This window comes from Pseudorhodoplanes sinuspersici (genome assembly GCF_002119765.1).
Classification (GTDB): domain Bacteria; phylum Pseudomonadota; class Alphaproteobacteria; order Rhizobiales; family Xanthobacteraceae; genus Pseudorhodoplanes; species Pseudorhodoplanes sinuspersici.
Window position 1 is genome coordinate 1,304,564 of sequence record NZ_CP021112.1, and the last position, 24,471, is coordinate 1,329,034.

Below are 24,471 nucleotides of genomic sequence, written 5' to 3' on the forward strand. Positions count from 1 at the left end.
TCATCACATTCGTGTCACGAGCGAGCGCCAGGAGCCGTGCTGACTTGCCTCCGCATGCCGGTTGGACATTTTGTGACCCTCCGTTTCGACGTCGGCAATGTCCGCACGCGGCGCGGCCCCTCCTTGACAGATAACAGCGAGGCCCCTCTTCTGCGCCGAAGCTCTACTTTGCTGCCAATCGCCGTCTGGCGGGAGGCGAACTGGCCTATCCCTGCATGCGTCCCCATAGCAGGTTGGCACGGGCTTCAGTTCGCATATTCTTTTTGAGAATCACGTCCAAGGCACCATCCGCCCTGCTACAGACGAGCCAACATACGTATCGTGAATGAAACTTGCCCTTATTGTCTTAATCCCTTTCATCGGCGCACTGGTCCCGCCGCTCGCCATGAAGGCCGGGCGGAACGTGTGCACAGCCGCAACGGCCGCGGTTACGGCACTCGCCCTTGTCATCCTGCTCTCGGAGATCCCGGGCGTCTATTCCGGAGACGTTGCGCGAACGGGCGTCGCATGGTTGCCACAGCTTGGCCTCTCGTTCTCGTTCTTCGTTGACGGGCTTGGGCTGTTTTTTGCGGCACTGATCCTCACGATCGGCCTGCTGATCATTCTCTATGCCCGCTTCTATCTCGATCGTACGGACTCGCTCGGGCGGTTCTTCTGCTATCTTCTGCTCTTCCAGGGTTCGATGGTCGGCATCGTCCTGAGCGACAATATCCTCCTTCTGGTTGTATTCTGGGAGCTCACCAGTCTCAGCTCGTTTCTGCTGATTGGCTATTGGTATCACCTGCCGGCCTCGCGCGCGGGCGCACTCATGGCATTGGTGGTCACCGGTGCTGGCGGGCTCGCGCTGATGGGCGGGATGCTGCTGCTTGGACATATCGCCGGCAGCTTCGAATTGAGCGAAATCCTGACACGCGGCGAGACGGTTAAAGCTTCGCCGCTTTATCTGCCGGCGCTGCTGCTGATCCTGCTCGGTGCCTTCACCAAGTCGGCACAGTTCCCCTTTCACTTCTGGTTGCCGCATGCGATGGCCGCACCGACACCGGTGTCTGCCTATCTGCATTCGGCAACAATGGTGAAGGCCGGTATCTTCCTGCTCGCCCGTTTGTGGCCGGTCCTGTCCGGCACGCAGGAATGGTTCCTGATCGTATCGATGACCGGCCTTGTCACGATGGTCATCGCGGCGTGGATCGCACTGTTCAAGGACGACCTGAAAGCGTTGCTCGCCTTTTCCACCGTGAGCCATCTCGGCCTGCTGACAATGCTGCTCGGCTTCGGCACCCGCATCGCAGTGGTCGCCGCCGTATTCCACGTCCTCAATCACGCAACGTTCAAGGCGGCATTGTTTATGTCCGCCGGCATCGTGGATCATGAGGCCGGCACCCGCGACATCCGCAGGCTTGGCGGTTTGTACTATCTCATGCCGATCACCTCGGGCCTGGCCATCATCGCTGCGGCGTCGATGGCCGGAGTGCCCCTGTTGAACGGATTCCTGTCGAAGGAAATGATGCTGGAGGAGGCATCGCACACGGTTTACGCCGGCCAGGCTTGGCTCTTTCCGCTTTTTGCCACCATCGGAGCGCTTCTGTCGGCGGCCTATTCCGCGCGGCTCATTTTCCGGGTCTTCCTTGGTCCGAAGCGGAGCGATTATCCGCTCCATCCCCATGACCCGCCATTCGGCATGTGGCTGCCGGTGGCGCTGCTAATCATTCCGGTCATCGCCATCGGGGTGATGCCTGCGACATTCGCCGGATTGGTCGTGGAACAGACCGCGCGTGCGGCCGCAGGCGGTGCCCTGCCGGACTATCATCTTGCCTTGTGGCACGGCCTGACGCCGGCGCTGGCGATGAGTGCGCTCGCTCTTGTCGGTGGACTGATGCTGCTGTGGGCCTATCCCGCGGCCAATCGCGTGCGGCTTGCGGTGCCGCGGCCTGAGGCGATGACGATGTTCAAGTCATCCGTGGCGGGGATCGTCCGGACATCGCGCGCTATTCTCAGCGACATCGATAACGGAAGATTGCCGCGCTATCTGGGCGTCATCATCGGGTCAATTGGTGTTTTGGCGCTCGTTGGATTCTTGGGCGCAAATCCCGCACCGGTTGCAGGCGATCGCGCAACTCTGCCGGCGACGCTGCCTGCCGTGACCGGCTGGCTGGTCTTGCTGCTGGCCTGCGGCCTGATCATACAGCGCCACTACGATCGGCTTACGGCACTGATCATCACCAGCATCGTCGGGCTCGTGGTCTCGCTCGCATTCCTGCAATTCTCCGCGCCCGACCTCGCACTCACCCAGATCTCCGTCGAGGTGGTCACCACGATCCTTCTCCTGCTCGCGATCAATCTCTTGCCGCGCACGACGCCTGACGAGATACCGCTGCGCGCAAAGCTGGGCGCAGGCGGACTCGCGATGCTCGTGGGAATTGGTGTGGCAGCGCTTGCCTATGCCGTGATGACGCGCAGCTTCGAGACCATTTCCGGCTATCACATCGAGCAGTCGAAACCGGGCGGCGGTGGCACCAATGTGGTGAATGTGATTCTGGTTGACTTCCGCGGCTACGACACGTTCGGCGAAATTATTGTGCTTGCGGTCGCTGCGCTGACGATTTTCGCGCTGCTCGACTCAGCGATGCATGGTGCTGCCGGCCGCCGCCTTGCACGGGTTCGTTTCGATCAGCAGGCCCACGATCCGCATCCGCTGATGCTCACGGTGGTCGCGCGCATCCTGCTTCCGCTCTCGCTGATGGTCGGCGTCTATATTCTCCTCCGGGGACATAATATGCCGGGCGGCGGGTTCATCGCCGGCCTTATCGTCGCAATCGCATTCCTGATGCAATACATGGCGAGCGGTTATGTCTGGGCGCATCGCCGCGCCCGCTTCGACGCCCATGTAATGATCGGCGGCGGCGTCATGATTGCCGGCGCAACCGGAATGGCCTCGCTTCTCTTCGACCGTCCCTTCCTGACGAGCACGTTTGACTATTTTCACTTACCCATATTCGGGGAAGTGGAACTGGCCTCCGCGATGGCATTCGACATTGGCGTATTCTTCACTGTGGTCGGCACCTGCCTGTTATCGCTCGCGACGCTGTCTCGGGTGGAGGAGCGCGCGGAGGAGGCATCACGCCGGGCGGAGGCACGCGTTTGATGAGCATGGAATTTCTCCTGGCGAGCGGGATCGGCGCGCTGACCGCGGCTGGCCTCTACCTCATTCTGCTGCGGCGAACCTTTCCCGTGGTGATCGGGCTGTCCTTTCTCTCCTACGCCGTGAACGTGTTTCTCTTCACCATGGGGCGGCTCGTCATCGACCAGCCTCCAATCGTCAACGCGTCTGCCGGCGGATACACCGACCCGTTGCCGCAGGCGCTCGTTCTGACCGCAATCGTCATCACCTTCGGCATGACAGCCTTGATCGTCGTGTTGTCTCTGCGCGCCTTTCTTGAGACGGGTGACGATGACGTGGCCCTCGATATCCAGCCCGACGAGACATCGTCTGGCACACCTCGCGACGAGGTTGCGCGATGACGAATCAATGGCTCATCATACCCGTCGCGATACCCGCCCTGACAGCGGCGATCCTGGTGCTGGCCATGCGTTACAGCCTGACCGGCCAGCGCATCGTCTCGGTCACAGCGACCGCACTTCAGCTTGCTGTCGCAATCGGGCTCTATGTCCTTGCCGGCGACGGTGAGCCGCACACCTATCTGCTCGGCAATTGGCCTGCACCTTTCGGCATCGTGCTGGTGCTGGACCGGCTGGCCGCTACGATGCTGCTGCTCGCTGGGCTGCTCGCCTTCGGCGTTGTGCTGGCCGCAATCGGCGAATGGGACAAGCGCGGGCGCCATTTCCATGCCCTCTTCCAGTTTCAAATGCTCGGCATCAATGGCGCTTTCCTCACCGGCGACCTGTTCAACCTGTTCGTCTTTTTCGAGGTGCTGCTGATTGCCTCCTATGGCCTGATGCTGCATGGCGGCGGCGCCCATCGCATGAAAGCCGGCTTCCACTACATTGCGATCAACCTGATCGGGTCGACTGTTTTTCTGTTCGCCGTCGGGACAATCTATTCGGTCACCGGGACACTCAACATGGCGGATCTTGCCGTGAAGGTGCCGCACGTCGCAGCGGCCAATCAGGCGCTGCTCGCGGCCGGCGCCCTGCTGCTGCTAACCGTGTTCGCCATCAAGTCCGCGATGGTGCCGCTGCACTGGTGGCTACCGCCCGCTTACGGGTCCACGTCTCCGCCCGCCGCCGCTTTGTTCGCAATCATGACCAAAGTAGGAGCCTATTCGATCATTCGCGTCTACACGTTGATCTTCGGCGCCGGCGCCGGTCCGCTCGCCGATATCGCGACACCATGGATTCTGCCAGCCGGGATATTGACCCTTGTTCTCGGGACGATCGGCGTGCTTGCGAGCCGCCGCGTGCTCGATCTGGTTTGCTACTCGCTCATCGCCTCGATGGGGACGCTGCTGATCGCCATCGGCCTGAACAGTGCGGCCGGTCTCGCAGCCGCTCTCTACTACGCTGTGCAGAGCACCATCGCCAGTGCGGCTCTGTTTCTGCTCGCCGGTCTTCTCGCGCCCGAGAAAGGTAGCCGCGCAACATTCGGATGGTTTCCGCAATATACGGATGTATTCGCCGGCTTCTACTTCCTTCTAGCCATCGCGATGGTCGGCATGCCGCCGCTTGCGGGTTTCGTCGGTAAGCTCCTGATCCTCGATGCCGGGCGCGCGGCGTCCAGCACTGCCACAGTCTGGCCGGCGATCCTGATCACAAGCCTGCTGCTGATCCTCGGTTTCGCACGCGCCGGCATCCAGCTATTCTGGAATCCGCATCCCGTGGCCGAGACGCCGGCGCCGCGCGATGTACCGATGGCGCCAATCTTCGTCATCGCAGGCATGATCGCGGCGGTCGCCGCACTCAGCGTGTTCGCCGGCCCAGTGATGGACGACATGACAGCCGCCGCGGAGCAATTATTGTCGCCGCAGCGCTATATCGCAGCCGTGCTGCGGCCGCAGACCGCCGCGAATCTTGCGGGAGAATAGGTATGCGCGCATTGCTGCCCCATCCGCTGCTGACAGCGATCCTCGCCCTGGTATGGGTGCTGCTGCTCAACGACTTTTCGTGGGGCGCAATCGTGTTCGGATTGCTACTCGGGTTCGCCATCGCCCTGCTCATCAGCCCTTATTGGCCGGAGCGGCCGCATATCCGAAACCCTCTGGCGATCCTCGAATATTTCGCCATCGTTCTTTGGGACATTGTCGTTTCCAATGTGCAGGTCGCCTATCTTGTCCTTTTCCGCCGCGGGGACAGCCTGAAATCGCAATTCGTCACCGTCCCCATCGCCCTAGAAAGCCCGGAAGCGATCGCGACGCTGGCGGGAACGATCACCATGACGCCTGGGACCTTGAGTGCCGATCTCAGTGCCGATGGACGATCGCTGCTGGTCCATTGCCTCGATACGTCCGACCCTGACGGCGTCGTGGCCACCATCAAGTCTCGTTACGAGCGCCGCCTGATGAGGATATTCGTATGATCGCAGCCGCCTCCACTTTCGCGCTGACCGCAATCGCGGCATCGCTCCTGCTGAATATCTATCGGCTGATTGCGGGACCGGACGCGACCGACCGCATTCTGGCACTCGACACGATGGTGATCAATGCAATCGGTCTCATTGTCCTGGCAGGAATCGTGTTCGGGACCACGATATATTTCGAAGCCGCGCTCCTGTTCGCCATGGTCGGATTTGTCTCGACGGTAGCGTTCTGCAAGTTCCTGCTGCGCGGCAACGTGATCGAGTAAGTGCGATGATGGTATTAGTCGAAACGGCGAGCGCGGTCTTCATCGTCATTGGTGGTGTATTCCTGTTCGTCGGATCCTTCGGGCTTGCCAAGCTGCCGGATACGATGCGGCGCCTCCACGGTCCGACCAAGGCGACAACTCTGGGTATCGGCTCTTTGCTGATCGCCTCGATCCTCTTTTTCGCCTTGGTCCAGCAGTCGGTCGGCATCCACGAGATCCTGATCACGCTTTTCCTGTTTCTGACTGCGCCCGTGAGCGCCAACATGGTCGCAAAGGCACACATTTTCCGAAATCAGGGAGTAAAGGAGACATTACCCCCGGATGCGGGCGGCTCCGGCTGGGCGACTCTGACCGCTCAGACCGAATCCAATGAGGCCGTCGCACCTCGCAGCGGTGTGAACAACTCCTAAAGCGCTTTCGAGCGAAATTGGGTACCCGTTCGCGTGAAGAAAACGCGTCAAACAAAAACGAGAGCCCCGACTTTGATTCCATCAAAGCCGGAAAGGCTCTAGAACCCGAACGAATAGGGCTGCGACTGCATCAGTTGAACACGAAAGGAATGCCCTATTATGCTGAAACGCATCCTGGTCCTTTTGGATGAAACACCTTCTTCCGCAACTGCGAGGGATTATGCATTGCGTCTCGCGCATGCAACAGGAGCGGAAGTGGCCGGCCTGGCTGGCATCGATCTGAGTTACATCAAAGTACCAATGCCAGGCGCGGTCGGTGCTGCGGCCTACAAAGCCAAGCTTGAGCAAGAACTCAAGACACAGGCTGATGAAACACTTCAACGAATCCGCGAAACATTCGAGCGAGAATGCACGGAGCAGAACCTGCCTTTCACCTGGCTCTCGTTCGAAGGCGATCCAGCAGAGCACCTGCACCTTGCCGCCGAGACTCGCGATATTATCGTGACGGGGCATGACACTGCGTTTCACGGCGACACCCGCAACGAGTTGCCGGAGATGCTGTCAAATCTATTGCTGGCGACGCCGCGCCCGGTCGTCCTCTGCCCCGATGAACGAGTGAACGAAAGAGACGTGTTGATCGCTTACGATGGCAGCCTTCCAGCCATGCGCGCCGTGCAGTTGTTCGCTCTTCTCGGACTGTGGCGAGGGAGCCGCATTCACGTCACATCGATCGATACCGATCACGCATTGGCCACCCGAAAAGCGCATCATGTTGTCGAATATCTGCAGACACACGATTACCGGGCTGAGGCCCACCCTATAGGATCGAACCTTCATCCATCGGATGTCTTGCGGAGTCAGGTTATCGATCGGAATATCGGCACTCTCGTTATGGGTGCTTATGGTCGGCGAGGTTTGCAGAGCTTTTTGTTCGGCTCAACGACGAAATCGCTCGTACAAACCCCACCTTGCCCTCTCTTCGTTTATCATTGAATTCCGCGGATCATAATCAGAGCGATGATCGACGGGACGGCGGCACGCAGCAACCAGATCCATAACCGCTGAAGCCACATTGTGGTAAGGCCTGCCGCGTTGCCGGCGCAGAAGCGCGGCCACACCCATCCAACAAACATTGAAATCGCAACGCCACTCAGTGGCAGAATGACATTCGAACTGAAATGGTCGATCGCATCGAGCAGCGGTGCGGTATTGGGCGAGGTCCTCTGCAAAACGCTGTAACTTAGCGCAGCAGGAATACCGAGTAAAAATATTACAACAGCGACTACAACTGATGCAGGTCGACGCTGCCAACCCAGCTTCGACATCAAGATCGCAACCGGCACTTCGAGCAGCGCTATCATTGACGTTAACGCTGCGATGAGAAGCAGTCCGAAGAATGCCGTCGCAATCCAGCGTCCTGACGGCAACGCTGCAAACACCTCCGGCAGCACAACAAAAGCCAGCGTCGGACCGGCCGCCGGATCGACCCCGTATGAGAAGACAACCGGGAAAATCATGATTCCGGCGAGCAGCGCTATACATGTGTCACCAGCCACGATGACAAGCGCGGCCCGAGGCAGCCGTTCGGTCCCTTTCATGTAGCCGCCAAAGGTCACAAGAATTCCCATTGCAAGACCGATTGAGAAAAACGCCTGACCCGTCGCAGCAAGGTAGGTTCTTGGCTCCAGAAGCGCGCTCCAGTCCGGTACAAACAGAAACTGAATGGCTCGGCCTGCTCCAGGCAATTGGAGTCCATAACCTGCAAGAGCGATCACCAGAATAGCGAAAAACGGCATCAAGATCTTGCTGGCCAGTTCTATTCCGCGCTCGACGCCAGCTGCGACGATTGTGGTGGCGGCAGCGATCACAATCGCGGACCAAAGCAGCACACGGAATGGATTGGTAATGAGCGCTTCAAAACTCGCTGCGAGATTTGGTCCGAAAAGGAGTGTCTGATCTCCTCCCGCATAGGCCCAAAGATAGCTGCCCACCCACCCGGCGATGACGGGATAGTAACTGAGGATGGCAACACTTGCCGCCGCCCCCAGCCATCCGGCCCATTTCCAAGGCATCCGGGCTGTTATGCGCTCAAAGGCCGTAACGGCATTGCCTTCGGTCGCCTTGCCGATGGCCAGTTCGGCGATAAGCAGTGGCACGCCAAGAGCGAGCACAGCCAACAGGTAAACAACAATGAATGCGCCCCCGCCATTCTCACCAGCGATATAAGAGAAGCGCCAGATATTACCCAGCCCGATGGCGGATCCCAGCGCCGCAAGGGCGAACCCGGCAGTCGACGTCCATCGGCTCTCAGAACTGGCGACAACGACCGTCATTTTCCAAAAACTCTCCGGGTTACGATCTGGCCTATTGAGGCTGGCTGAGGCGTGCCGATGTGCTAGAGGCCGGAACGACAAAAACGTCGATCTCCGATCTGCGCAGAATTTCCTCCGCCACACTTCCAAGGAAAAATTTTTCCGCCCCTGTTCGACCGTGGGTTCCGATCACGACAAGGTCGGCCTTGTGTTCTCGGATACAGTCGCCGATCGTTTCCGGTGCTGACAGCTCAATGCATTGAACAATGCTGCGACTTGGCTGCAACCCAACTTTTGTCAGGAACTCTGTAAGCTCAGCTGCTGCTCGCTTTTCCTCCTCGGCAAAGTACTCCTTCAGCCGATCCTTCGGGATCGACGAACGGAACGTCATGCTCTGTACCGGAGTGTCGAGTGCATGCACCACAGCGATTTTGGCATGATCGAGAATGCCGAGTTCTCGTGCCTTAGTTATCGCAGTGGCGGAACAAGCCGAAAGATCTGTCGCCACAAGGACGCGGTCATAACGTCCTGCAGGAACCGCGTTCGCCATGATAACGGGTTGAAAACTGTGCCGGATCGTCCGCTCGATCGTGGTGCCAATGAAGACGTCTCGCAAGGCTTGCCGTCTGTGAGGTCCCATCACAATGACGTCGGCACGAACGACGTCGGCCGTCTCCGCAATCTCCTCAAATGGTTCGCCAAGAACCAGGCGCGTCTCACATCGCACACGATCGATTTCCCGGACGGTGACGGCGAGATCGTCAAGCAAGCCTGCCGCTTCCCGCTCCTCCGCTTTCAGCAACCGGGACGGTTGGTCGTCGTCGATTACATGGATGATGGTGACATCGGCCGAATACTGGCGAGCCAGCAGAATGGACCGACGCAAGGCACGATCAGAACGCGTTGAGAAATCGGTCGCGACGAGTATTCGTTTCATTTCTGCTCTCTCGCAAAACCATTGCCGGAGGCGAAGGCGACAGATTACGGCCTGACGACCTGCAAACTGGACCATTTGCCGACAACCTGCGTTGATCTTCATCAAACAGTGTCAGCCTCCGCTCAGATACATTCAAACTTGTTGATCGAAACTCGGGAGCACCCAAGTGCTAAGCCGGCAGTTTCTCTCGGTGAGAGACATCGCCGATCTTCTCAAGGTCGGCGAGGCGGCTGTGCGCTCGTGGATCAAGCATAACGACCTGCGCGCCGTGGATGTCGGACGCGAATGGCGCATCGCGCCAGCGGACCTCGAAGACTTTCTGCGGCGGCATGCCAACCGGCCGCCCGACAATACTAAGGAGACGTGACTCATGGCCCAGAAGATGAAGGCAGCGATTTTCGTCGAACCCAACCGCATTGTTCTCGATGAAAAGCCGGTCCCGGACGTCGGCCCTCTGGATGCGCTGATCCGCATCACCACCACGACGATCTGCGGCACTGATATCCATATCCTGAAGGGCGAATATCCGGTGGCGCGCGGCCTGACCATCGGTCATGAGCCCGTCGGCATCATTGAAAAGCTCGGCTCGGCGGTCCAGGGCTACCGGGAAGGTCAGCGCGTCATCGCTGGTGCGATCACGCCAAGCGGCCATAGCGCCGCTTGTCTCTGCGGCTGCTATTCTCAGGACGGCGCAGGCACAAAGCACGGCTTCAAGCCGATGGGCGGCTGGCGATTCGGCAATACCATCGATGGCGCGCAGGCCGAGTATCTGCTGGTGCCCGATGCCATGACAAATCTCGCTCCCATTCCGGACGCGCTCACCGACGAGCAGGTGTTGATGTGCCCCGACATTATGTCGACCGGCTTCTCCGGCGCAGAAAGTGGCAGAATCAAAATCGGCGACGTCGTCGCCGTTTTCGCTCAGGGACCGATCGGACTGTGTGCGACAGCCGGTGCACGGCTGCTGGGCGCAACGACAATCATCGGCGTGGACGCGGTTCCGGCGCGGATGGAGATTGCGCGCCGGATGGGTGCCGACCATATCGTTGACTTCACGAAGGTCGATCCAGTGGAAGAGATCATGCGCCTCACCGGTGGCCGTGGCGTCGACGTCGCTATCGAGGCGCTTGGACGGCAGGAGACTTTCGAGGCGGCGCTGCGGGTTCTTCGTCCGGGGGGAACGCTCTCCTCATTGGGTGTCTATTCAGGCGACCTGAAGATCCCGCTCGGAGCTTTCCATGCCGGGCTTGGCGACAACACGATTGTCACCACGCTCTGCCCGGGCGGGAAGGAGCGCATGCGGCGGCTGATGGAGGTTATTGCGGCGGCCCGCCTCGATACGCGCCCCCTTGTGACACACCGCTTCAAGCTCGACCGGATCGAAGAAGCATACGATCTGTTCGCCAACCAGCGTGAAGGCGTTCTCAAGGTGGCGATCACACCATAACAAAGGGTTTGCCCGGGCAACAACCCGCATTACGTGGGTGAAAACCCCAACATGAATCGCCTTGACGGACAGGTGGCATGCACAACGCGACATTAACCTCTAAGCCGTCCGCGTCGAGCAGGCCTGTCGACGTCAATGCCTCACTGACCTCGCACGATGTCGCATGGCACGCCGTTCCGGCTGATGCCGCTCTCGACGCGCTTCGAACGAGCGTCGACGGTCTCTCCGAGAGCGAAGCAGCACGCCGTCTCGATATCTATGGTCCGAACCGCCTGCCTCAGGGTGCTCATCGCAGCGCCCTCATGCGTTTCCTGCAGCAGTTCCATAATCTGCTGATTTATGTGCTGCTGGCGGCTGGCGTTCTCGCCGCTGCGATCGGCCACGAAACGGACGCACTGGTCATCTTCGCGGTCGTAATCGCCAACGCGATCATTGGCTTCGTACAGGAGGGCCGTGCGGAAAAGGCGCTGGAGGCAATCCGGTCGATGATCGACCCACATGCTTCCGTTGTCCGGGATGGCCATCGCATAACGATCGCCGCTGACGAGGTCGTCCCGGGTGACATCGTGCTGCTTGAGGCCGGCGACCGGGTGCCGGCCGACCTGCGGCTCGTCAAGGCACGTAACCTCCAAATCGACGAGGCCATTCTCACCGGCGAATCCGTCCCCGTGGACAAGACTGTGCAAGCGGTCAACGCAGACGCCGCTCTGGGCGACCGGTTTCCAATGGCATTCTCCGGCACCTTCGTCACCGCCGGCCAGGGGACCGGAACAGTCGTAGCAACAGGCGCCGCCACCGAACTGGGCCGCATCAGTTCGATGATCAGCGCGGTAGAACGACTCGCGACGCCGCTGGTCCGACAGATGGACCAATTCGCCCGGCAGATCACCATTGCCGTGCTCGGTGTGTCGATTCTCGTCTTCGGTTATGCCGTGCTTGTGCAGGCTTATCAGCTTGACGACGCTTTTATGGTCGTCGTCGGGCTCGCGGTCGCGGCGATTCCGGAAGGTTTGCCGGCGGTGATGACCATCACCCTCGCCGTCGGGGTCCAGCGCATGGCACGCCGCAATGCCATCATCCGGCGGCTACCGGCTGTGGAGACCCTGGGCTCGGTGTCCGTGATCTGTTCAGACAAGACCGGTACGCTGACCCGCAATGAAATGATGGTCACGGCCGTGGTCACCGCCGATCAAGTGATCGCGGTCGAGGGCGCCGGTTATCGGCCCAAAGGCGGCTTCCGCACCGATGCCGGCGAGTTACTCGATGCGGCCGCCGAGCCTATATTGGAAGAGCTGTCGCTCGCCGCTCTGTTGTGTAACGACGCACAGCTCCGGCAATCTGCTGCGATCTGGACCGTCGACGGCGATCCGATGGAAGGCGCACTGCTCTCCCTGGCCGAGAAGGCCGGCCATGACACCGCTGCGGCGCGGAACCGCTTCGTCCGTCTCGACGAAATACCGTTCGACTCGCGCCACCGCTACATGGCAACGCTCCACGCCCGCGATGGCCGGCCGCCGGTCGTATACATCAAAGGCGCTCCTGAACGTATCCTCGCGATGTGCGCCCGGGTGGCGTCCCTCGACGGCGAACGCCCTCTCGACGCGGAGTCCTGGCACAGGAAGGTCGATCAGCTCGCCGCGAACGGCCAGCGCGTCATCGCGCTCGCGCGCCGCACAATGAACGACTGCATTTGCGAAGTCGCGCCGCACGATGTCGAACACGGCCTCACCCTGCTCGGTCTGGCGGGCCTGATCGACCCGCCGCGTCCAGAAGCCATTGCAGCGATCGCCGAATGCAAGGCGGCCGGCATCCGGGTCAAGATGATCACAGGCGACCACGCCAAGACCGCCCGCGCCATCGCCGTTCAGCTCGGTATCGCCGATGATCCGAAGGCCGTTACGGGTCATGAACTTGACGCCCTTGAGGAGACAGCCTTCCAAAAGCTCGCGCGGGAATCGACTGTCTTTGCTCGTACCAGCCCCGAGCACAAACTGCGGCTGGTGGAAACTCTTCAGGCTGATGGCTCGGTCATCGCCATGACGGGAGACGGCGTGAATGACGCCCCTGCATTGAAGCGCGCCGACGTCGGCGTTGCCATGGGCGGCAAGGGCACCGAGGCCGCCAAGGAAGCGAGCGATATGGTGCTCGCCGACGATAATTTCGCGTCGATCGTTGCAGCCGTCCGCGAGGGGCGGACTGTCTACGACAATCTCACCAAGGTGATCGCCTGGACACTGCCGACCAATGGCGGCGAGGCCTTCACCATCATCCTCGCCATTCTGTTCGGCCTCACCTTGCCGGTGACGCCCATACAAATTCTCTGGATCAACATGATTACAGCGGTTGCCCTTGGTCTGACCCTGGCGTTCGAGCCGACCGAACCAGGCGCCATGCGCCGCCCTGCACGCCCCGCTAACCAGAGAATCCTGTCGGGCCGTCTGCTATGGCGCATCCTGTTCGTCTCCGCCCTGATGGTCGCCGGCACTTTCGGTATCTACAACTGGGCGACGGAACGCGGCCTGTCGCTCGAAACCGCCCGCACGATGGCTGTCAACACACTGGTGGTCATGGAGATCTTCTATCTCTTCAGTGTGCGCTATGTTCATGGCACGTCCCTCACCTGGCAGGGCATCCTTGGCACGCGCGCCGTTCTCATCGGTGTCGCGACCGTCGTCGTCGCGCAGTTCGCCTTCACCTATCTGCCGCCGATGCAGGCGCTCTTCGGCAGCAGCCCGGTCAGCCTTACCGACGGGCTGGCGATCGTTGCGGTCGGCGTCGCTCTTCTGATGATCGTCGAAACTGAAAAACGCATTGCCGCTTGGGTTATGCAGCGCTCAGAAAGCCCAACGAAGACAACGAAACACAGGGTGGCTAATCGATAACCAGCGAAGAATGCCGCGCATTTCGTCAATGACGGCCTTGGACCGACCGTGCCAGGAGCGGGTGGACTTAAGAAACATATCCGTTCATTGAAAGCATAACCGGCCCAGCTTATCCCTTTACGCAGCATCCCTCATGAAAAAAATCGGCTTCCTGTCATTCGGGCACTGGACACCCTCGCCCCACTCGCAGACACGATCCGCGTCCGACGCGCTCTTGCAATCCATCGATCTGGCTGTTGCGGCGGAAGAGCTGGGTGCAGACGGCGCATATTTCCGTGTGCATCACTTCGCCCGCCAGCTCGCCTCGCCGTTTCCGCTACTGGCGGCGGTCGGCGCGAAGACCGGCCGCATCGAGATCGGAACGGCGGTTATCGACATGCGATACGAGAATCCGCTGTATATGGCCGAAGACGCTGGCGCGGCCGACCTCATTGCCGGCGGACGCTTGCAGCTCGGCATCAGCCGCGGCTCACCAGAACAGGTCATCGATGGCTGGCGCTATTTCGGCTATCAGCCGCCGGAGGGCCAAAGCGATGCCGACATGGCAAGGCGTCACACCGAGGTGTTTCTCGATGTGCTGCAAGGCAAAGGCTTTGCCAAGCCGAATCCACGACCGATGTTTCCAAACCCGCCCGGCTTGCTGCGTGTCGAGCCACATTCGGAGGGCTTGCGCGACCGGATCTGGTGGGGCGCCGCCACCAACGCCACCGCGCAGTGGGCGGCAAAGCTCGGCATGAATCTTCAAAGCTCAACACTGAAGATCGACGAAAGCGGAAAACCGTTTCACATCCAGCAAGCGGAGCAGATCCGGCTATTCCGTGCGGCGTGGAAAGAAGCAGGGCATGCGCGCGAACCGCGCGTGTCGGTGAGCCGCAGCATCTTCGCATTGGTTGACGATCGCGATCGCATGTATTTTGGACGCGATCAGAGCGAGGACCACATCGGCTTCCTGAGCGAAACCGAGCGCGCCATCTTCGGCCGCAGCTACGCCGCCGAGCCGGATGTCCTCATCAAGCAGCTGGCGGAAGACGAGGCCATCGCCGAGGCCGACACGCTGCTCCTCACCGTGCCCAATCAGCTCGGCGTCGACTACAACGCGCATGTCATCGAGGCGATCCTGACGACCGTCGCGCCTGCACTCGGCTGGCGCTGATCGCGTTCAATCCTGCCATGAGGGCGTACAGGCATGAACTTTGGACCACTGGTCGAACAGGCGATCACAAATCAGATCGCGAGTCTTGCGATTCTGGCGCTGATTGTCGGTATCGCCATTGGCGCGATTGCGATGATCCTCGTTCGCCGCCGTCGCTGACTCGGCGGCTCAAGCCGCAAGGCGCGCCAGTTCTAGGCGGCCGCGCTCGGTAATCGTCACCAAGGCTCGAATGCCGGTCTTTGGCGGCAGGGCGCGGACGAGGCCGCTGCGGCACAAGAATTCGCCCTCGGTGCAGTCGCAGAACTGCGCCAGCGGGCGCTCTCCGGCGAGAAGTGCCCTCAATTGCGAGATTTGGAAGCTGTTGAGCTGCATTGCTGCCACCCTTTTGAATGCCTGTGGCCTATAAGTCGCAGGGCGGCGGCGGCTGGTTCAAACTGGCCGGAGGGCATTCAAAAACAGCGGAAAGCACCTATTTACCGGCCGATTCTCAGCGGAACCCGGGCAGAAACCGATGAAAACTCCCGATAACAGCCATCCAATCACGATTACGCCGGCCGAACACCGGGTGCGGATCACCCATGGCGGCCAGGTCATCGCCGACACGCGCCGCGCCCTGGCCCTGAAGGAAGCCTCCTATCCGGTCGTCCACTACATCCCACGGGAGGACGTCGATATGAGCCTGCTGAACCGCACGGAGCACTCGACCCATTGCCCCTACAAGGGCGATGCGGCTTACTACACCATCGAAGCCGGAGACCACACGGCTGCCAATGCCATCTGGACTTACGAGGCACCTTTCTCCGCGGTCGCTGAAATTGAAGGGCACCTTGCCTTTTATCCGCAACGGGTCGATTCCATTGCGCTGCTGCCATTGAAGGACTGAAGATAACGTCCGATGCGTCTGGCGCTGATAAGGACCTGCTGCGGACCTGCGAGCCTGATTCTCGCGCTGGCATGCATTGCATCGCCAGCTTACGCACAAGGTCAATTCGACGCGCGCTACACATTGTCAGTCAACAGCTTCCCACTCGGTAAATTCACCTGGCGGGCTCAGATCAGCGCTTCGGAATACAGCGCCAATGCGGTCGGACGCGCGAGCGGCATCTTCAGCATGCTGCTCAGCGGTGAAGGCACGGTATCGGTCAAGGGCATTGTGAAGGATGGCCGCCTACAGTCTTCGAGCTACGTATCGGCCTTCACGCGCGACAAGGAAAAGGCCGGCGTGACGATGCTGGTCGATGCCGGACGCGTGCGCGATCTGAAGATCGACGAAACCGATCCGGATATGGATCGCATTCCCGTCACCGATGCGCACAAACAGGATATCGCCGATCCGCTGACCGCTTTGCTCATTCCCGCCCCTTCCGGCGATCCGGTTGCGGCAACAGGCTGCGAGCGCAAACTCTCGATCTTCGATGGACGCAGGCGTTTCGATCTCGCCTTGTCCTTTCGCCGCAACGACAAGGCGATGCCCGAGAAAGGCTATACGGGCCCGGCGCTTGTCTGCGCCGTTAAATTCACGCCGATCGCCGGGCACCGCGCCTCAAGCCCGCTGCTCACCTTCCTGATCGAAGGACGCGATATCGAAATCTGGTTCGTGCCGGTTTCCGGCACGCGTGTGCTCGCGCCGGTGCGGCTTTCGATTGCGAGCGGGATCGGCACCATGCTGTTGCGTGCCGATCAATTCGAGACCGCGACAGGGCTGGCATCAGGCAGACTGTAAGCTGTATTCAGTGCAGGCGCGGCGTCTTCAACAGCACGTTGCGATCGCTCGACTTGACCGCAACTTCGAATGTCTGCCCATCGCGGACGAGAGTCATCGGCACTTCGACACCGGCCGGTCCCATCGCCCAGATTTTCCTGAACAGATCGGCGAGACCCTCCACGCTCACGCCATCGACGGCGAGTACGGCGTCGCCGCTCTCGATTTTGGCACGCTGCGCAGGCCCCTTGTTGGCGAGACCCATCACCACCAGCCGGTCATCCGCATCGGCCACATAGAACCCGAGCCACGGACGAACCGGCCCCGTCGGACGGCCATGCGTCAGCAGATCGTCCAGAACAGGCTTCAACAGATCGATCGGCACGACCATGTTGATGTCCTTGCCGCTACCGGATTCGAGCTGCAACGACCCGATGCCGACCAGATCGCCCCCCGGCCCGATCAGCGCCGTACCGCCCCAGTTCGGGTGCGCCGGCGAGGTGAAGATCGCTTCGTCCAGCACGTATTCCCAATAGCCGGCGAATTCCTGCTTGCCGACCACCTTGGCTGCGACCGAACGCTTACGGCCGCCCGCGCCGCCGATCACGACCTTGTCGTCGAGCTTGATCAGCCCGGAGGAACCAAGCGGCAAGGCCGGCAGGTCGATCCGGGCAAGCGCCTGCACCAATCCAAAGCCGGAGGCCTGGTCATAGGCCAGCGCGTGGCCCGGCACAGCACGGCCATCGGCAAGATGGATCCAGATCTGGTCGGCCTCGGTGATCAGATAGCCGATGGTTAGGATCAGCCCATCGTCGCGGATCACCACCCCATGGCCGGCTCTCTCTGTTCCCAGCGTCTCGGCGGTAAATGCGTCCGCCGGCATTGTGGCGCGCAGCCCCACCACGGACTGCAAGGCACGGTCGAGATCGTAGGAATAATCTTCAGGTCGGGGCTGAACAGACGAGGATATTTTCCAGTCGCTGGTCGATGGCATTGCCGCAGTTTCTCCTTTTATGCCCGTCTGTCACCGGACGGTCACCGGCCTCATGTGGGTGGGAAGACCGCAGATGCCAGTGTGCTCCCTGGTGCACTTAACCCGTGAAACACCTGATAAGCCGGTCTCTTCCCTGCATGGCAGCTCGGCGGCCAAGGGAACGCGCCCTTGCGGTGGAAAACCAGCCCTGTAACAAGACTCCCCCTTCGCTCCGCAGCTTCTCCGCGGAGCGGATCAACCGACACCACGAATCAACAACCGCCGGAAGAAACGTGCCAGACCATCACAATGATCCCCGCGTCGAGGATGACGCCCTCATCCGCGGCCGCGGCAAGTTTGTCGACGATGTCGAAAAGCAGGGCGTCGGGCACGCCGTCTTTGTGCGCTCGCCCCATGCCCATGCCCGGATTGTTTCCATTGCCACGGACGAGGCGGCAAAAATGCCGGGCGTCATCGGCGTGCTCACGGCCGCCGACCTTCCTGGCATCGGCACGGTGACGCGCCATCCGCCGATCCCTGGTCGTGGCGGCGCCAAGATCGCATTCTCACATCGCCCGCCTTTGGCGCAGCACAAGGTCATGCATGTCGGCGAGGCGGTGGCGATGGTGGTGGCCGATACCCTCACAGCGGCGCTCGATGCTGCTGAACAGGTGATGGTGGATTATGAAGAATTGCCATCGGTGATCGATGCGCGCGCCGCGCTGCAGCCGGATGCGCCGCAGCTCTTCGACACCATTCCGAACAATCTCGCGCTCGATTGGCCCGGACCTGTTGACGATCCCGCGAATGTCGACGCGATCGAGCAGATTCTCCAGACGGCTGCACATGTCGCGCGCGTGACGGTAACGCATCAGCGTATGGTGATGGCGCCGATGGAAATGCGCGGCGGCACCGCGGGCTACGATGCCAAAACCGAGCGTTACACCCTGCGCGTCTGCTCGCAGGGCGCAGGTCCGATGCGCGACATGCTCGCCGCGATCATGGGCATCGACAGAAGCGCGCTGCGCGTCATTACAGAAGATGTCGGCGGTGCATTCGGTTTGAAGAGCGGCGCCTATCCCGAATATCCAACGCTGCTGGCCGCGGCGAAGATATTCGGTCGCAAGATTCACTGGATGGCGAACCGCTCGGAAGCCTTCAACAGCGACAATCAGGCACGCGACAATGTCACGGTCGGCGAACTGGCGCTCGACGAGAACGGAAAATTTCTCGCGCTGCGCGCGCGGCAGGTGCAAAATCTCGGCGCCTATGTTGCCTCGGCCGGCATCCAGCTTGCGACCAACAACTACGCGCGCTGTTTTCCGGCCGTGTATGATATTCCCAAGCTCGATATCGGCGTGCAGTGCGTTTACACCAATACGCTGCCGACCGGCCCCTATCGCGGCGCCGGCCGTCCCGAAGCCAATTATGTCATCGAACGTCTTGTCGATGAAGCCGCACGCGTCACCGGCATCGATCGCGTGACGCTGCGCCGGCGTAATCTCATTCCGGCGTCCGCGATGCCCTACAAGACGGCGATCGGCACGACCTTCGACAGCGGCGAATTTCCGGAGATTTTCGACAAGGCGCTGACGCTCGCCGATTTCGACAATTTCGACAAGCGCCGCAGCGAATCCGAAGCGAACGGAAAGCTGCGCGGACTTGGCCTGTCCTGCTTCCTCGAACATTCCGGCGGCGTGCCCAACGAAGGCGCTTACCTGACCTTCCCCGGCAAGGACACGCTGATGGTCAACCTGAATGTCGGCAATACCGGCCAGGGTCACGCCACGGTTTATCCGCGGCTTGTGGCCGAGAAGCTCGGCATCGATGTCGTGCATGTGAAGCACAAGTCCGGCGACAGCGATCTCGACATCAAGGGCTCCCCGTCGGTCGCTTCGCGTTCCACCATCACCGCCGGCACCGCCGTGGTGCGCACCATCGAAGCCATGATCGAAAAGGGCAAGACCCTCGCCGCACATGTGCTCGAAGCCGACGAGAAAGACATCGCCTATGCCAGCGGCGCCTTCACCGTGATCGGTACCGATCGCCAGATCGGCTTGTTCGATCTTGCCGCCAAGGCTGTCGAGCTGAAGGACAAGGGCGAGGTCACAGACACGCTCGACACCAAGCTCGATGTCGATACGCCGCAGACCTTCCCGAACGGTTGCCACATCGCTGAAGTCGAGATCGAACCGGAGACCGGCGAACTTGCGGTCGTGGCGTATTACGCGGTCGACGATTGCGGCGTCATGCTCAACCACAAACTCGTGCATGGCCAGGTGCAGGGCGGGTTGGCACAAGGCATCGGCCAGGCGCTTCTTGAAAACGCCGTCTATGACTCATCGAGCGGTCAGCTCGTGACTGGTTCGTTCATGGATTACGCGATGCCGCGCGCGCATCACATACCGTCGCTGCTGCGCGACGACGCCCATCCGGTGCCGGCGACGACCAATCCGCTCGGTGTGAAGGGTGTCGGCGAAGCCGGCACCACCGCTTCGCTCGCCGCGATCATGAATGCGATTGCCGATGCGGTGCCGACGGCCGCGCATATGGACATGCCCGCGACCATCGAGAAAGTCTGGCGGGCCTGTCAGGAGATGCAGCAGGCGGAATGAAGTCTTCACCCTCCCCTTGTGGGGAGGGTCGCGAGCATCGCAGGCAAGTTTACGCAGCCTGCGTATACTTGGCTGCGTGCGAGCGGGGTGGGGGTGGAAATTTGCGTCTCGCTACCACCCCCACCCCGCCTGCCTTCGCTACGCTCGTCAGTCGACCCTCCCCACAAGGGGGAGGGTAAGAAAGATATCGCGGCTTACCCCTGCGAGATGAACTTGCGGTTGGTGTAACCTTCAAGCCCCTCGATGCCGCCTTCCTGGCCGTAGCCGGATTCCTTGATGCCGCCGAACGGGGTTTCCGGCGTCGAAATCGCGACCGAATTCACACCGACCATACCGGACTGAAGCGCATCGCCGATCATCGTCGCGGTCTGTGTATTGGTGGTGAAGGCATAGGAGGCGAGGCCATAGGGCAGCGAGTTCGCGCGCTCGACCACTTCATCGAAGGTCTTGAACCGCACGATCGGCGCCACCGGCCCGAACGGTTCATCGGTCATGATCTTGGAATCGTCCGGCACATCGGTGATGACCGTCGGCTCGAAGAAATTGCCCTGATTGCCATGTCGCTTGCCGCCGGTGACGATCTTGCCGCCGCGGCTCTTGGTGTCCTGCACGATCGCTTCCATCGCATCGAGCCGGCGCGGATTGGCGAGCGGTCCCATCGTCGTGCCCTGCTCCAGGCCATCGCCGAGCTTGATGTTGTTCGCAAATTCGGTGAAGCGCGACAGGAAGCGGTCATAGACACCGTCCTGCACGTAGAAGCGCGTCGGCGAGATACAGACCTGACCCGCATTACGGAATTTGAACGCCGCGATCGTGTCGGCAGTCTTTTCCGGATCGGCATCGCCGAATACGACCACCGGCGAATGCCCACCGAGCTCCATGGTCGCGCGCTTCATACCCTTGGCAGCAAGGCCCGCAAGATGCTTGCCGACCGGGATCGAGCCGGTGAAGGAGATCTTCCTGACGATATCCGAGCCGATCAGATGTTCGGACACGTCCGATGGCACACCGAACACGAGATTGAGCACGCCCTTCGGCACACCGGCATCGTCGAAGCACTTCACCAGCTCGACGCAGGCGCCCGGCGTTTCTTCTGCCGCTTTCAGGATGAGCGAGCAGCCGGCGGCCAACGCACCGGCGATCTTGCGCACCGGCGTCAACGTCGGGAAATTCCACGGCGTGAAAGCCGCGACAACGCCGACCGGTTCCTGCGTCACCAACTGGCGCACATTCTTGCCGCGGCCGGGAACAATGCGGCCATAGGCCCGGCGACCTTCTTCCGCCATCCAGTCGATGATGTCGGCGGTGGTGATGACTTCGCCGCGCGCTTCGGCGAGCGGCTTGCCCTGCTCCTGCACCATCACGCGGGCGATGTGCTCGGCACGCTCGCGCACGAGATCGGCCGCCTTGCGCAGCACCTTGGCGCGATCATAAGCGGACGTTGCGCGCCATACCGCAAAGCCCTTGTCGGCGGCGTCCAATGCGCGATCGAGATCGGCCTTTGTGGCATGCGGCAAAGTTCCCAGCGACTTCCCGGTGGCAGGGTTGAGCACCTCTTCGCCCTTGCGGCTCGCGCCGTTCAGCCATTCGCCATCGATGTAGAGCTGCAGGTCGGTGTACATGGACTTTCCTCGACGATTTTCGGTTTTGATCTGTGATTGAGGAGCACGGCGCATATCGCCGCCCCCGAAAACTCAATGGCCGCACGTTAACAAGACACCGGGGCGGCATCACGCAACGGCGGATCAGGGCGCGGACGCGTCTTAGCAGCTTTGCCGCGGCGTCACCACCGCACAGTGGTGAACGCCTTTCACAAAGTGAAATTGCAGGAACTCAAAACTGCTACTGCCCGGTAAAAGCGGGCTTTCGCTTTTCCATGAAGGCGGTGCGACCCTCAATGTAATCCTTGCTGTCGAAACAGCGCTGCACGCTGGCGGTTGCCGCCTTCATGTCGCGCTGCGCTTCGTCCTTCATCGCTTCCCCCACGATCAGCTTGATCGAACCGACGGTCAGCGGCGCGTTGCCGGCGATGATCTCGGCGTAATTCTTCACATAGCTCTCGAGGTCGGCGTCCGGCACCACGCGATTGACGAAGCCCATCATCCGCGCTTCCTCAGCGTCGAATTGCCGCGCGGTGAAGAAAATCTCCTTGGCGAAGGATGGCCCGACCACATTGATCAGCCGCTTCACGCCCTTGTAATCGTAACCGAGGCCGAGCTTCGCCGCCGGAATGCCGAATTTCGATCCCGGCGTGCAGATGCGCATATCGCAGCAGGTGGCGAGCGCCATGCCGCCGCCGATGCAATAGCCGCGGATCATCGCAATCGTCGGCTTCGGAAAATCGTGTACGCCAGAGAAGGCCTGCTCTGTGGTCGCGTTGTATTTCGCGACACCTTCGGCCGTGCTGCGCTCATTGCCGAATTTGGAAATGTCTGCGCCCGACACGAAGGCCTTGCCACCGGCGCCGGTGAGCACCACCACGCGCACCGAGTCGTCGCTACGGAAATCGTCGAGAATGGCGCGCGTCGCCGCCCACATTTCCAGAGACACCGCATTGTGCCGTTCCGGATTGTTGAAGATCACGTAGCCGACCCCGCCTTCCTTGCGCGAGAGCATCTTGTCGGTCATTTTTTCTCAGTCCTTTATCGCTTCGTTTTCCGTTCGTTCCGCAAAAGCGGGGACGAACGCGACTCATGGAGTTACGTCGCGCCGGCCTTCTTCAGCTCTTCAATCTCGCCGGCGCTAAACCCGAACTCCGCCAACACCTCATCGGTATGCTCGCCGCGCTCAGGCGAATGCATCACCACCTTGCTCGGCGTGCGCGACAGCGACACCGGCTGCCGGACCACCTGCAGCGTCCCGCGATCCGGCGTCTTCATAGCAGTCGCAACACCGATATGCTTCACCTGCGGGTCGGCGAACATCTCGTCGATGGCGTAGATCGGTCCCGCGGCGACGCCCTGTGCGTTCAGTTGCTCGATCCAGTAGGCACTGGTGTTGCTGGCGAGAACGCTCTCGATGTCGGCATTCATCGCGTCGCGGTTCTGCACCCGCAGCGCATTGCTGGCGTAATTCGGATTGTCGAGGAAATGCTCGGCCCCGATCGCCTTGCAGAAGCGTGTCCAAGTCGGCGAACCCGTGGTCGCGATATTGATCTGTCCGTCCTTGGTTTTGTACACGCCGGTCGGAATGCTGGTCGGATGATTGTTGCCCGCCTGCCCCGGCACCACCTTGTCGATCAGCCAGCGCGCCGCCTGGAAATCCAGCATGAAGATCTGGGCCGCCAGCAGCGAGGCCTCGACATATTGTCCTTCGCCCGACCGCTCGCGCTCCAGCAAAGCCACCATGATGCCGAGCGCCGCGAACAGGCCCGCCGCCATGTCGGCGACCGCAGCGCCCGCGCGCACTGGCCCCTGTCCCGGCAAGCCGGTCACGGACATCAGCCCGCCCATGCCCTGCGCAATCTGGTCGAAGCCTGGCCATGTCTCGTAAGGCCCGGTCTGACCATAGGCCGAGATGCTGGCATAAACGATACGCGGATTGACGGCCTTCAGGTCCGGATAATCGATCTTCAGCCGCCGTTTCACATCGGGGCGGAAATTCTCGATCAGGATGTCGGCTTTTTCGGCGAGGCGCAGCAGGGTCGCGCGGCCCTGCTCGCTCTTCAGGTCCAGTGTGATGCTGCGCTTGTTCCGGTGCAGATTCTGGAAATCCCCGGCATGACGCGGGCCGCCGATCGGATCGCCACCCTCCAGCCGCTCCGGCGCCTCGATCTTGATCACGTTGGCGCCCCAGTCGGCGAATTGCCGGGCGCAAGTCGGGCCGGCACGGACCCGGGACAAATCAAGGACAGTCAGATTTTGCAGCGCCGTCGACGCACGCGGAATATTGGGCGAAATACTGGATTTGTCGGGCAATGGTATTTCCTGCGGTGTTGGAAGCAGCCGGCTAGCGGCAGACAATCCCCGAACGGCGCGGCAAATTCAACTCGCGCTTTGCTCCGGATTTGCAGGTCAAACCTTCCGGATCCTGAAGGTCAGAACATCGTCTGCCCGCTCGGCCGCTTCCAGCGCATCGCCGGTTTGGTTGATCAGGTTCGGAATATCGATCGAGGCCAGCGGGTCGGTGCATTCGACCAGGATCACCTCGCCCGCCGCCATGCCGCGCAGGATCTTGCGGGTACGGAGCGCCGGGAGCGGGCATTTGAGGCCACGCAGATTGATGACTTTTTCGGTCATGGTCAT

At 61.0% G+C, this 24,471-nt stretch carries 23 protein-coding genes; 15 read left to right on the top strand and 8 right to left on the bottom strand.

Going from position 1 to position 24,471, the window contains the following annotated elements; all coding sequences use genetic code 11:
* Positions 1-325 precede the first annotated feature (325 nt).
* The 7 genes from CAK95_RS06445 to CAK95_RS06475 all read left to right on the top strand — a co-directional run bounded on the left by CAK95_RS06445 (position 326) and on the right by CAK95_RS06475 (position 7,199).
* Positions 326-3,142 (top strand): monovalent cation/H+ antiporter subunit A, encoded by a 2,817-nt coding sequence (locus CAK95_RS06445; protein WP_086087170.1) that lies wholly within the window; start codon positions 326-328, stop codon positions 3,140-3,142.
* 5 nt (positions 3,143-3,147) lie between these two features.
* Positions 3,148-3,519, top strand: coding sequence for a Na+/H+ antiporter subunit C (locus tag CAK95_RS06450; protein ID WP_086091240.1), 372 nt, complete (start codon positions 3,148-3,150; stop codon positions 3,517-3,519).
* Positions 3,516-5,039, top strand: coding sequence for a monovalent cation/H+ antiporter subunit D (locus CAK95_RS06455; protein ID WP_086087171.1), 1,524 nt, complete (start codon positions 3,516-3,518; stop codon positions 5,037-5,039). Before CAK95_RS06450 ends, CAK95_RS06455 begins: the two co-directional genes overlap by 4 nt.
* Positions 5,040-5,041: 2 nt before the next feature.
* Complete coding sequence (locus CAK95_RS06460; RefSeq protein WP_086087172.1) at positions 5,042-5,530, top strand: Na+/H+ antiporter subunit E; 489 nt, start codon at positions 5,042-5,044, stop codon at positions 5,528-5,530.
* Positions 5,527-5,796 (top strand): K+/H+ antiporter subunit F, encoded by a 270-nt coding sequence (locus CAK95_RS06465; protein WP_086087173.1) that lies wholly within the window; start codon positions 5,527-5,529, stop codon positions 5,794-5,796. The genes CAK95_RS06460 and CAK95_RS06465 overlap by 4 nt, the downstream gene beginning before the upstream one ends.
* Before the next feature lie 5 nt (positions 5,797-5,801).
* Positions 5,802-6,206 carry a Na+/H+ antiporter subunit G gene (locus CAK95_RS06470; RefSeq protein WP_086087174.1) on the top strand — a complete coding sequence of 135 codons (405 nt, stop codon included), beginning with the start codon at positions 5,802-5,804 and terminating at the stop codon, positions 6,204-6,206.
* Between the two features lie 159 nt (positions 6,207-6,365).
* Positions 6,366-7,199 carry a universal stress protein gene (locus CAK95_RS06475; protein WP_086087175.1) on the top strand — a complete coding sequence of 278 codons (834 nt, stop codon included), beginning with the start codon at positions 6,366-6,368 and terminating at the stop codon, positions 7,197-7,199.
* Here the strand turns inward: CAK95_RS06475 and CAK95_RS06480 are convergent.
* Both CAK95_RS06480 and CAK95_RS06485 read right to left on the bottom strand, forming a co-directional pair.
* The gene (locus tag CAK95_RS06480) at positions 7,193-8,539 is read right to left on the bottom strand and encodes a sodium-dependent transporter (RefSeq protein WP_086087176.1); all 1,347 of its coding nucleotides are present in this window, start codon (positions 8,537-8,539) and stop codon (positions 7,193-7,195) included. The genes CAK95_RS06475 and CAK95_RS06480 overlap by 7 nt on opposite strands.
* Positions 8,540-8,570: 31 nt before the next feature.
* Complete coding sequence (locus CAK95_RS06485; RefSeq protein ID WP_245303649.1) at positions 8,571-9,557, bottom strand: universal stress protein; 987 nt, start codon at positions 9,555-9,557, stop codon at positions 8,571-8,573.
* Between the two features lie 64 nt (positions 9,558-9,621).
* Here CAK95_RS06485 and CAK95_RS06490 point away from each other — a divergent pair, with 64 nt between their 5' ends.
* From CAK95_RS06490 to CAK95_RS30160, 5 genes are all read left to right on the top strand, one after another.
* Positions 9,622-9,822, top strand: a complete 201-nt coding sequence (locus CAK95_RS06490) for a helix-turn-helix domain-containing protein (protein WP_086087177.1) — start codon at positions 9,622-9,624, stop codon at positions 9,820-9,822.
* A 3-nt stretch (positions 9,823-9,825) separates the two neighbouring features.
* Complete coding sequence (locus CAK95_RS06495) at positions 9,826-10,902, top strand: NAD(P)-dependent alcohol dehydrogenase (RefSeq protein WP_086087178.1); 1,077 nt, start codon at positions 9,826-9,828, stop codon at positions 10,900-10,902.
* 77 nt (positions 10,903-10,979) lie between these two features.
* Entirely contained in the window at positions 10,980-13,784 is a 2,805-nt protein-coding gene (locus tag CAK95_RS06500; protein ID WP_086087179.1) for a cation-transporting P-type ATPase, read from the top strand.
* Positions 13,785-13,917: 133 nt separating this feature from the next.
* A complete protein-coding gene (locus CAK95_RS06505; RefSeq protein ID WP_086087180.1) occupies positions 13,918-14,937 on the top strand; it encodes an LLM class flavin-dependent oxidoreductase in 1,020 nt (339 codons plus the stop codon).
* A 33-nt stretch (positions 14,938-14,970) separates the two neighbouring features.
* Positions 14,971-15,096: a hypothetical protein gene (locus CAK95_RS30160; protein ID WP_280949849.1), complete on the top strand. Its 126-nt coding sequence runs from the start codon at positions 14,971-14,973 to the stop codon at positions 15,094-15,096.
* Positions 15,097-15,105: 9 nt separating this feature from the next.
* Here the strand turns inward: CAK95_RS30160 and CAK95_RS06510 are convergent, their stop codons facing one another.
* The gene (locus CAK95_RS06510) at positions 15,106-15,309 is read right to left on the bottom strand and encodes a hypothetical protein (protein WP_086087181.1); all 204 of its coding nucleotides are present in this window, start codon (positions 15,307-15,309) and stop codon (positions 15,106-15,108) included.
* Positions 15,310-15,448: 139 nt separating this feature from the next.
* On the opposite strand from CAK95_RS06510, the gene CAK95_RS06515 reads away from it, so the two are divergent.
* Together CAK95_RS06515 and CAK95_RS06520 are read left to right on the top strand one after the other, a co-directional pair.
* Positions 15,449-15,820, top strand: coding sequence for a DUF427 domain-containing protein (locus CAK95_RS06515; protein WP_086087182.1), 372 nt, complete (start codon positions 15,449-15,451; stop codon positions 15,818-15,820).
* Between the two features lie 12 nt (positions 15,821-15,832).
* Complete coding sequence (locus tag CAK95_RS06520) at positions 15,833-16,660, top strand: DUF3108 domain-containing protein (protein WP_086087183.1); 828 nt, start codon at positions 15,833-15,835, stop codon at positions 16,658-16,660.
* A gap of 7 nt (positions 16,661-16,667) precedes the next feature.
* Here CAK95_RS06520 and CAK95_RS06525 read toward each other — a convergent pair whose 3' ends face one another.
* Positions 16,668-17,633, bottom strand: coding sequence for a S1C family serine protease (locus CAK95_RS06525; protein ID WP_086087184.1), 966 nt, complete (start codon positions 17,631-17,633; stop codon positions 16,668-16,670).
* A 272-nt stretch (positions 17,634-17,905) separates the two neighbouring features.
* On the opposite strand from CAK95_RS06525, the gene CAK95_RS06530 reads away from it, so the two are divergent.
* Positions 17,906-20,227: a xanthine dehydrogenase family protein molybdopterin-binding subunit gene (locus CAK95_RS06530; RefSeq protein WP_183044301.1), complete on the top strand. Its 2,322-nt coding sequence runs from the start codon at positions 17,906-17,908 to the stop codon at positions 20,225-20,227.
* A 194-nt stretch (positions 20,228-20,421) separates the two neighbouring features.
* Here the strand turns inward: CAK95_RS06530 and CAK95_RS06535 are convergent, their stop codons facing one another.
* From CAK95_RS06535 to CAK95_RS06550, 4 genes are all read right to left on the bottom strand, one after another.
* Positions 20,422-21,849, bottom strand: coding sequence for an NAD-dependent succinate-semialdehyde dehydrogenase (locus CAK95_RS06535; protein WP_086087186.1), 1,428 nt, complete (start codon positions 21,847-21,849; stop codon positions 20,422-20,424).
* 220 nt (positions 21,850-22,069) lie between these two features.
* Positions 22,070-22,855 (bottom strand): enoyl-CoA hydratase, encoded by a 786-nt coding sequence (locus CAK95_RS06540; protein WP_086087187.1) that lies wholly within the window; start codon positions 22,853-22,855, stop codon positions 22,070-22,072.
* 71 nt (positions 22,856-22,926) lie between these two features.
* On the bottom strand, positions 22,927-24,144 hold the full coding sequence (locus CAK95_RS06545; protein ID WP_245303650.1) for a CaiB/BaiF CoA transferase family protein: 1,218 nt from the start codon (positions 24,142-24,144) through the stop codon (positions 22,927-22,929).
* A gap of 96 nt (positions 24,145-24,240) precedes the next feature.
* On the bottom strand, positions 24,241-24,471 hold the full coding sequence (locus CAK95_RS06550; RefSeq protein WP_425349674.1) for a sulfurtransferase TusA family protein: 231 nt from the start codon (positions 24,469-24,471) through the stop codon (positions 24,241-24,243).